12 protein-coding genes are annotated in these 8,516 nt (G+C 67.8%); 5 read left to right on the forward strand and 7 right to left on the reverse strand.

Annotated features, from left to right (window positions below):
• Positions 1-138 carry a hypothetical protein gene (locus BN12_RS24945; RefSeq protein WP_162232996.1) on the reverse strand — a complete coding sequence of 46 codons (138 nt, stop codon included), beginning with the start codon at positions 136-138 and terminating at the stop codon, positions 1-3.
• 84 nt (positions 139-222) lie between these two features.
• Between BN12_RS24945 and BN12_RS02625 the strand changes: the two genes are divergently transcribed.
• Both BN12_RS02625 and BN12_RS02630 read left to right on the forward strand, forming a co-directional pair.
• Entirely contained in the window at positions 223-591 is a 369-nt protein-coding gene (locus tag BN12_RS02625) for a helix-turn-helix domain-containing protein (RefSeq protein ID WP_048549901.1), read from the forward strand.
• A 3-nt stretch (positions 592-594) separates the two neighbouring features.
• The gene (locus BN12_RS02630) at positions 595-1,146 is read left to right on the forward strand and encodes an ImmA/IrrE family metallo-endopeptidase (protein WP_048549902.1); all 552 of its coding nucleotides are present in this window, start codon (positions 595-597) and stop codon (positions 1,144-1,146) included.
• Positions 1,147-1,247: 101 nt separating this feature from the next.
• On the opposite strand, the gene BN12_RS24260 is transcribed toward BN12_RS02630, so the two are convergent.
• The 3 genes from BN12_RS24260 to BN12_RS02640 all read right to left on the reverse strand — a co-directional run bounded on the left by BN12_RS24260 (position 1,248) and on the right by BN12_RS02640 (position 3,694).
• Positions 1,248-1,529 carry a hypothetical protein gene (locus BN12_RS24260; RefSeq protein ID WP_157635312.1) on the reverse strand — a complete coding sequence of 94 codons (282 nt, stop codon included), beginning with the start codon at positions 1,527-1,529 and terminating at the stop codon, positions 1,248-1,250.
• Positions 1,530-1,597: 68 nt separating this feature from the next.
• Complete coding sequence (locus BN12_RS02635; protein ID WP_235432276.1) at positions 1,598-2,800, reverse strand: Fic family protein; 1,203 nt, start codon at positions 2,798-2,800, stop codon at positions 1,598-1,600.
• 375 nt (positions 2,801-3,175) lie between these two features.
• A complete protein-coding gene (locus BN12_RS02640; protein ID WP_048549903.1) occupies positions 3,176-3,694 on the reverse strand; it encodes an NUDIX domain-containing protein in 519 nt (172 codons plus the stop codon).
• A gap of 598 nt (positions 3,695-4,292) precedes the next feature.
• On the opposite strand from BN12_RS02640, the gene BN12_RS24265 reads away from it, so the two are divergent.
• Positions 4,293-4,433 carry a hypothetical protein gene (locus tag BN12_RS24265; RefSeq protein WP_157635313.1) on the forward strand — a complete coding sequence of 47 codons (141 nt, stop codon included), beginning with the start codon at positions 4,293-4,295 and terminating at the stop codon, positions 4,431-4,433.
• Positions 4,434-4,555: 122 nt separating this feature from the next.
• Here the strand turns inward: BN12_RS24265 and BN12_RS02645 are convergent, their stop codons facing one another.
• Positions 4,556-5,743: a winged helix DNA-binding domain-containing protein gene (locus tag BN12_RS02645; protein WP_048549904.1), complete on the reverse strand. Its 1,188-nt coding sequence runs from the start codon at positions 5,741-5,743 to the stop codon at positions 4,556-4,558.
• Between the two features lie 168 nt (positions 5,744-5,911).
• On the reverse strand, positions 5,912-6,313 hold the full coding sequence (locus tag BN12_RS02650) for a nitroreductase family deazaflavin-dependent oxidoreductase (protein ID WP_235432277.1): 402 nt from the start codon (positions 6,311-6,313) through the stop codon (positions 5,912-5,914).
• Positions 6,314-6,462: 149 nt separating this feature from the next.
• On the opposite strand from BN12_RS02650, the gene BN12_RS02655 reads away from it, so the two are divergent.
• Positions 6,463-7,377: a helix-turn-helix domain-containing protein gene (locus BN12_RS02655; protein ID WP_157635314.1), complete on the forward strand. Its 915-nt coding sequence runs from the start codon at positions 6,463-6,465 to the stop codon at positions 7,375-7,377.
• Positions 7,378-7,400: 23 nt separating this feature from the next.
• Positions 7,401-7,748, forward strand: a complete 348-nt coding sequence (locus tag BN12_RS02660; protein WP_157635315.1) for a hypothetical protein — start codon at positions 7,401-7,403, stop codon at positions 7,746-7,748.
• A gap of 15 nt (positions 7,749-7,763) precedes the next feature.
• Here BN12_RS02660 and aqpZ read toward each other — a convergent pair.
• Positions 7,764-8,516, reverse strand: a 753-nt coding sequence (gene aqpZ / locus BN12_RS02665; RefSeq protein ID WP_235432278.1) for an aquaporin Z, incomplete at its 5' end; no start/stop codon positions are given.

Here is an 8,516-nt window from a genome sequence, read left to right on the forward strand (position 1 = left end):
CTACGTCTTCTTGCTGCGCTTGCCGGCGCTCTCGTTGGTCGTGGTCTTCGGGTGACGCTTCACTGTGGACTGCTTCACGAACCGTCCCGTGACGGCGCTACGCCCTCGCTTGCCCGCCATGCCGCTCACCTCCTCCATGTTCTAGATCCGACTCCATGTTTCAATTCTAACACAGGGTGCGGCGAGGGCGACACGGCGTTGCAGATGTGACACACTGGGGGTATGGCCAAGACCACGATCGACACGGCCGCGCTGCACTCAGCACTGGACGCTGCCCGTCAGGAACGGGGACTGTCCTGGAGGGCGCTCGCCGGTGAAATCGGCGTCAGCCCGTCGCTGCTGTCCAGGTTGGGCAACGGTCTGAAGCCGGACACCGATGGGTTCGCGACGATCGTCGCGTGGCTCAAGCTCCCAGCGGAGCAATTCTTCGATCGGGATGGTGGCGACAACGGCGCCGACACGCGTGAACCAGACCTGATGGCGCAGCTCGCTCCACTGCTGCGCGCCAGGAAGGACCTCAGCGAGACCGACATCAAATATCTAGAGCAGGTCATCGGTCTGGCGGTCGGGCATGCGCGGGCGCAGGGATGACCCGTGCGCCGTGGATTCAAGACCGAGGCGAAGACCCTCGCGCTCGAACTACGAGCCGAAATCGGTCTCGACGCATACTCTCCGTTCGACCCGTACGCCTTCGCAGCGGAGTACGGCATCGCCGTCGTCCAGCTCAGTGACCTTGATGGACCGGCACGGCACCACTTTCTGAAGGCGGACGGCAGTGCCCTCTCCGGTGCGCTGATCCCGAACGGAACGGGCGTCGTGATCCTGGAGAACGATGCCCAGCCACTGACTCGCAGGCGAACCACCATGTGTCACGAACTCGCTCACGTCGTGCTTGAGCACGAGTTCGGGGTCTCACTGTCCGATGAGAGGAAATGTGGGCTCAGCGGTGACCAAGAAGCCGAGGCCGACTGGCTCTCCGGTGAAGTGCTCATCCCCAGCGACGGCGCCTTTCGACTGGCCCGAGCCAACGCCACTGACGAGCAGGCAGCCGATGCCTACGACGTAAGCCTTGCCATCGCCCGCTGGAGAATGAACCACAGCGGTGCCCGCAAGGTCATGCAACGTGCCCGTGCGAAGTGGGCCTGACGCGTAGTTCTCAGCGATGACCGTGATCCTTCGTATGGGTCCACACCATCATCCGGTACACGCGGAATCACCGCAAGATCGAGACGACGAACACATATGGGTCAGTCCATGCGGGTCTTCGCCCACACCGTGCCGCGATGGACCCCGAACTGCCGTGCAACGGCCTTGACGCTGAGCCCAGCATCGAGGGCTGTTCGCATAGCGTCCACTTCCTGGTCGGTTAGCCGTGTTCGAGGTCGTTTCCTTGGTTCCGCCGACTTGCCGATCAGCGGGTCATCGGCCTTGCCCTCGGGCTCGGCGTCCTCGCGGATGCCTTGATTCCACGCGGAAACCAGCCTCTCGACCTGTGGTCGCCTGTTCCCGCAGCGTTCCATTGCATCCACGTAAGCTGGGAAGTTCGAGACCTGTCTGGTGACGAGGCAGGTTCGTTGTCGGGACCAGCGAGTCGTGGTCAGTCGTCGCGGTGCGTCAGGGTCTCGATGACGCGGGGTGCGAAGAATCGTCGGTTGTAGGCGTTCGGGTCGATGACCTTGAGTACGCCGAGTTCGACGAGCTGACCGGCGAGCTTGTTGGCGCGTCCGTAGCCGACGTCGAGCGCCTGTTGGAGGCGTCGAACGGTGAACGAGGGGTTGGCGACCGCGAAGTCGACCACGGCGTGCGCGGTGTCGGCGCGCAGCGCCGAGGCGCGTACGACTTCGTGGAGCTCGCGCTGGATCTCGACGAGTGCGAGCATCTCCGTCCGCGTGCTCGTGGCGGCGGCCTGGAGACCGGCGGCGAAGAAGGTGAGGTACCGGTCCCAGTCGCCGCGCGTGCTCACGCCGAGCAGCGCGTCATAGTACTCGCCGCGGCGTGCTTCGAACCACGGAGAGACCGTCAGCGTCGGTTCGCTAAGGACGCCTGTTCGTAGGAGCTGTAGGACGATGAGGAATCGACCGAGGCGGCCGTTGCCGTCGGTGAACGGATGCAGTGTCTCAAACTGGTAGTGCGCCATTCCTGCCACCATCACGGGATCGAGGTGGGCGGCATGATCAGTTCGCATCCAGTCGAGCAGGTCCTGGAGGCCGGTGTTCAGTGGGGGACCTGGTGGAGGGGGGACGAAGCGGGCAGCCTTGATCGGGATATCGTCGACACGCGCCGCCGGTCGCCGGCCGATGACGACCTGCGTGTCCCTGACTCGACCGAACTGGTCCTGCTTCGGGGTGCCCCGCATGAGGATGCCCTGCAGTTCGGCGAGCAGGGACGTGCTCACCGGCCAACCGTCGATGACGCGAGCGAAGCCATAGTTCGCCATCGTGACGTAGTTGAGAATCTCGACGATCTCCTCGCTCGACGGGTGCTCCTCGTCAGCGGCGAGGACCTCGGCCAGCGGTGCGTACGTCCCCTCGAGCTCGGAGGTGCTCTGTGCCTCGAGCCGGAGGGCGGGCAGGCGCAGCAGGGTCGGGTTGGGAAGCTGGCGTGCCGTGCTGTCGAGCGCGGCAAGCGCCGCGCGGGCGTTGGCAACGGCAAGGTAGGTGGAAGTATTCAACGTGGGCAGCGCGGCAGGCAGCCTGCTCGGGACGAAAGCCTTGTGCACCCAGTCACCGAACATCGGGTCGCTCCCGGCCACGACGACGAGTTCACCCATCGCCGGGTTCGAGAACATGCCTGAGTCCACAATGTCACTCTACTGGCAGATCAGTGACAAAGCTGGATGCGGCATGTCACTCAAGTGATGTTCTCGGGCTCAGAGACGATCCACAGGTCGCGACCGCGACACGCCCCACGCTGGCGGACGAACTCTCAGCCACGCCGCTGCTCCGCTACACCCCGACGGCCAGGCACCGCCACCCACGCAGTTGGCACCACGTACGCCGAACGTGCCTGGTCGACCGGGCCTGCTGGCCCCAGGACAAACGTGACAGGAGCGCCCCGGCAACTCTCGAAAGCGATCCCGCTACGTCCGCCCAAATGTCGGACGAGCACGCAGGCGGCGCCACGTCGAGACCGCCGGAGCCTCGCCCGTAACGAGCAGCGCGACGCCCTCGGCGGTTCAGTTGACGTTGCCGAGGTAGCCGGGTCGGGAGCCCTCCGGTGCGGCAAGCCAGTGCACGAGAGCCTTGGGATAGAGGGGTTCGTTCGCGAGGGTCGCCAGCGAGAGCCAGGCGACGCCGGTCTGCCAAGGGTCGCCCTCGCCCACAAGGCGTGGTTCCGCACCGGGCGCGAGTTCGCAGAAGAAGTAGGTTTCGAGCGCGTGCGCCCAGCTATGGGCAGGGAACTCGTGATCGGCTCCGATGTAGTCGCGCATGAAGGCGAACTCGCCCACGGTCACGTCGCAGTCCAGCTCCTCGTGGCACTCTCGGCGTAGAGCCGTCCGCACGTCCTCGCCGTGCTCTTGCCCGCCGCCGGGACACAGGTAGTACCGCTTGATTTCCTCCGAGTTGACCGTCATCAGGATGTGAGCGTCTCGGATGATGAGTGCCTTCGCGGCAACCCGGATCGTCGGGGCTGCTCCGAGACGTATCTTCGGAATGCCCTGATCGTCGCGGTTGCTGTCGGGCATGTTCATCATTGGCACACTCCGTCCTGAGTCGCTGCCCGAGGACGGAACGACCGCCACTATCGGGGTGCCGATTCGGCTCCGCCCCTTGCCGGTCAGGAAGAGGTGGCGTCGATGAGGCGCAGGAACCGCCCACGACACCTGCGCCGTCGCTATCAAGTGTCACCGCGTCTTCTGCCTCACACCGTGCCCTGGTGAACTCCGAAACGACGCGCCAGCGCGTTCACGCTCACGCCCTGCCCGCGGGCTGTTCGCAATACGTCCACTTCCTCGTCGGTGAGGCGTGTTCAAGGCCGCTTCCTTGGATCCGCCGACGTACCGATCAACGGGTCGTCGGCCCCATCCTCGGACTCGGCATCCTCGAACGGGCCGCAGCCCGCCGACGTGACCAGTCAGTGCTTCGTGTGTCTCTCGCCCGGTCGGTAGCTGGCAACACCGGTCGGGATCGAGGTGTCCCACACCCGAATCCGCCCCTGTGCGTCAGGCCGCGGTCCGCGGCCGAGTAGGCGATTGACGTCGTGCCGAATGCCGAGGACGAGGGCTTTGAGTCTCACCCGATCATTGTCGGAGCGCACAGACGGCATGGCCAGAGGGAAGGTGGGCCCCGTACGTGACGATCAGCCTCGCCAAGTACCGTTGGCAGTTACGTGCTCGGACCCGGGTGGCGAATGCCGTCTTGGTGTTGCGGGAGAACCCTCGCAATGTGCGCTACGCCGACCTGGCCGAGGTACGCGAGCACTGCAGCTCGTGAGGATGGACTTCACGCCTCGCGGGTGGGAGGACGACGCCCACTGGCAGAGCTCCGACCGGCGGCAGCTCAAACGCCTCGGCGTGCTGTGGGTGCACCAGATGCGTCCCCCTCGCTGGGCTCTCCTAGGTGTCGAGCTCGACGTCCACCGAGGATGCCCCGCGAAGGCGCGCGATCTGCTCGGCCTCGGCGTGCAGTGACCTCTTGTCCCGGTCCTTCAGCGGGCCGAATGTCGTCATCGTGATGGTCAGGCTTCGTCCCCTCTTGCGTGGACGCCACACGCCGACGATCCTGCCGTCCGCGAGGACAGCCCCCGGGGCGCCGACCGGCTTCCACAGGTCCGTGTGGTGCGTCCTTTCGACGATCGTCTCCCGGTCACGCAGCTGCGTATAGGGATCACGCGGCGGCAGCAGACGGACTCCCCTCGGCCGCGGCGGCGATTGCAGCGCATCCAGATCATCCGTGAGCACCCACGTCGTACCGGCGAAGTCGACCTGCGTCATCTCGTCTTCGACCAGGCCCCACCAGGGATCTGCGTCGCCGGCGCGGACTCCCAGCCATGCGGCGAAGCCCGCGCGGCTGGAAGGTCCGTAGCAGTGCAGGTAGCGGCGCAGCAGCTCGGCGCGGGCGGTCCTCGGGTCGGTGTCCGGGATCGGGCTGCCCAGCCACTCATCGACCAGGACGAAGGGCGCCGTGTTCCCGTCGCGTGGTGCGAAGCAGATCACCCCTTGCAGGGTGAGGATGCGGAGGCAGAAGTGCACGACGGCCTCACCGAGCGGCTGACCGGCGGCGTACGGGCCTTCCTGCACCCAGATGTCACGTTGCCTGTCGGACAGCTTCCCGCCGACCCGCTCGGCGAGCCTCTTCCCGAGTTCGTCGACGGCGAGCCGACGCCCACTCAGGACGTCGGTCACCTCGGCGCCGGTCAGCGCGACGGCGTCGGTGAGGCCGAGGCCGAGCCGGTCGACCGCCGGCCCCACGCCGACGACGAACTGCCGCATCGCGGCCTCGTCCGGGGGAAGTACCCCAGTGGTGAAGACGGGTGCGTCGGTGGTCGGAAAGTAGAACGGCGCTCCCCGCATGCACCAGCTCTGCAACAGGCTCTTGTCCGTCGCGACCGCTTCGTCCAACCGTTGCCGGGTGACACCTCGTACGCGGGCGTGCAGCGCCAGCAGTCCCGATCCCGGCGGGCTGTTCTGGATGCCGCAGCTCCCGGCGGCACCGAGCAGCTCGTGCTCGTGGGAGCGGTCGGCGAGGCCCTGGGCATGGAGGCGGAACGCGATCACGTCCTCCGTCGACACCCTCAACACCATGGACGCAAGGTACTGGTCCACCAGAAGATCGCTGTGGTGTCACCAGTTGCCGACGCGAGGCGAGGGTTGCTCGGAGGGATGCTCTGAAAGGGGTCGGTCTCGCGGCCGCCATGACGACGGCACTCATCGCTCGCGGCATACCCGACCCGACAGCGCACCGGGCGCGGCTCAGCGGTCGAGGAGGAGGAAGACGGGGAACCGACCGCTCCCGATGAGCCGCCGCAGGGCGGGCCGGGCGAGCGGGGCGGCCTCGTCCGGGCCGATGAGGCGCGGGTTCGTCGCGAGCCAGTCCTTGCCCTTCCACGTCACCGTCGCCGAGCCAGCGGCGAGGACGTTGCGCGCCCAGTTCGTCGAGGGACCCCACGGCAGGCCGATGAGGAAGGTGCCTGAGCCCGATCCCGGGACGATCGCCACGGGGACCTCGTATGCCGTGCCGCTTCGGCGACCGCGGTGGTGGACGATCGCCCAGATCGGGAACCAGCGTCGCCCCGCGAGGAGGCGGGCGACGGGCGCCGTCCCGCGGACGAGCCAGGTCGGTGGGCCGCTGCGCGAGGCTGGGGTCGAGTCCACCGACCCAGCATGCACCAATTCATCACCCGATGAAAGGCCGTTGAGGAGGCGATCCGCGGTGGGGTCCCCATAGGGTGTCCGCTGACGGGCGCGCTGCGCCGACCGCATCCGACCCCATCGGGCCGACCGACGCCGAGGAGCACCGCACGATGTCGCCGGACGAAGCACGCGGCATACCGCTCCAGTCCGGCGACGACTCGGGAACCTTCGCGGTCGGCACCTTCGCCGAGCTGGAGATCTTCCCCGAGGCCCTCAACCCGCATCGCCACGCCCTCTTCGAGGTGATGTACATCAGCGAGGGCAGCGGCCTGTGCGTCATCGACTTCGAGAGCCTCGTCATCGTGCCACCCGCACTGTGCGTCACGGCACCGGGGGAGGTGCACTTCTGGCGCCCGGAGAGCGACCTGCGGGGCTGGGGGGTGATGTTCTCCGCGGACTTCCTCCTGCCCGAGCTGCGCAACATCGATCCGCGGATGATCGTCCGCCTCATCGACGACCTGTGCGACGTCCACCTCGTCGGGCTGCCCGAGGCCCAGGACGCTCTCGTCCACCGGCTCTTCCTCGACATGGAGGAGGAGGTGCGGGACGCGCAGGAGCACTACCCGACCGCCGTGCGGGCGCTCCTCACCTACCTGCTCGTCCAGGCCCACCGCCTGCGACAGGTCGCGGGAGGTCCACCGGTCCGCACCGAGCACCCGCTCCTCGCCCGCTTCCGGCAGCTGCTCGCCGAGGAGGTACCCCCGAGCCGTTCGGTCGCGGAGTGCGCCCGCCGGCTCGGCGTCAGCGAGAGCCACCTGGCCGACATCACGCGGCGGGGGACGGGGAAGTCGCCGGGCGCCCTCGTCCGGGAGGCGGTGACGCTCGCGGCCAAACGGCTGCTCGCCCTCACCGACCTCAGCGTCAGCCAGGCCTCCACGCGGCTCGGGTTCGAGGACCCGTCGTACTTCAGCCGGTACTTCCGGCGGGAGGTCGGGATGTCGGCGACGGAGTTCCGGCGACAGATCCGCGATAAGTACCAGATTCCCGACGATGAGGACATGGCTCGGCAGCTGCTCGCTCCGTAGCGTGGCTGGTGCACGGACGGTCCGTGCGTCGGCCCGCCCTCCCGGTGGGCCAGGAGGGGTACCCCGTGCAGTGGTCGGTCGAGCTGGCGATGGCGCCGTCTCGCGCGATGGTCGTCGAGACGACCCGACCGCTGACCTGGGTTCTCCTCGGTGTGCTGGCCTGGCTCACCGTCGGTGGTCTCCTGTCCGTCGCGATCGGCCGTGCCGTGGCGATCGCCGACCGGCTGCCGACGACGGTATGCCCGGGCCTGGGCCATCCACACCCTCACGGCGTGCCGGTTGCGGGGTCAGCACTGCAACCCACGCCGGCCGATGGTTCCCGCGTCGCGGTGCCCCCCGCATTCCTGCGGCGCGACGCGGGAACCATGTGAGCCGATCGTCTCGGGTCAGGCGGGGTTGTTGGCGACGCCGACGTCGACGGGGTCGCGGCGGGCGCCGGTGATCGCGGCGTAGGAGGCGCCGGCGATGGCCGCGCCGATGAGCGGGGCGAGGATGAACAGCCACACCTGGCCCAGGGCCGCGCCCCCGGCGAACCAGGCGACCCCCAGGGAACGGGCCGGGTTGACCGAGGTGTTGGTCACCGGGATGGAGACCAGGTGGATGATCGTCAGGGTGAACCCGATGGCGATCGGGGCGAAGCTCTTGGGGCCGCGGTCGTCGGTGGAGCCGAGGATGACGTACAGGAACACCGCCGTCATCACGACCTCGCAGACCAGGCAGGCCGCCAGGCCGTACCCGTTGGGCGACCGGTCGCCGTACCCGTTGGTCGCGAACCCGGACGCCGAGGCGGAGAAGCCGTCCTTGCCGGAGGCGATGACGAACAGCACCAGCCCGGCGACCGAGGCCGCCACCACCTGGATCACCCAGTACGGCACGACGTCCTTCCAGGCGAACCGGCCGGACACGGCCAGCCCGAAGGTGACCGCCGGGTTGAAGTGGCCACCGGAGACATGCCCGAAGGCGAACACCCCGGTCAACACCGTCAGACCGAACGCGAAGGCGACCCCTAGGAACCCGATCCCCAGCTGCACCTTGTCCGTGGAGTCGATGACCTTCGCCGCCAACACCGCACTGCCACACCCGCCCAGGACCAGCCAGAAGGTCCCGAGGAACTCCGCACCCAACCGGGCACTGAGAGG

Source organism: Nostocoides japonicum T1-X7, assembly GCF_001046855.1.
Taxonomy (GTDB): Bacteria; Actinomycetota; Actinomycetes; order Actinomycetales; family Dermatophilaceae; genus Nostocoides; species Nostocoides japonicum.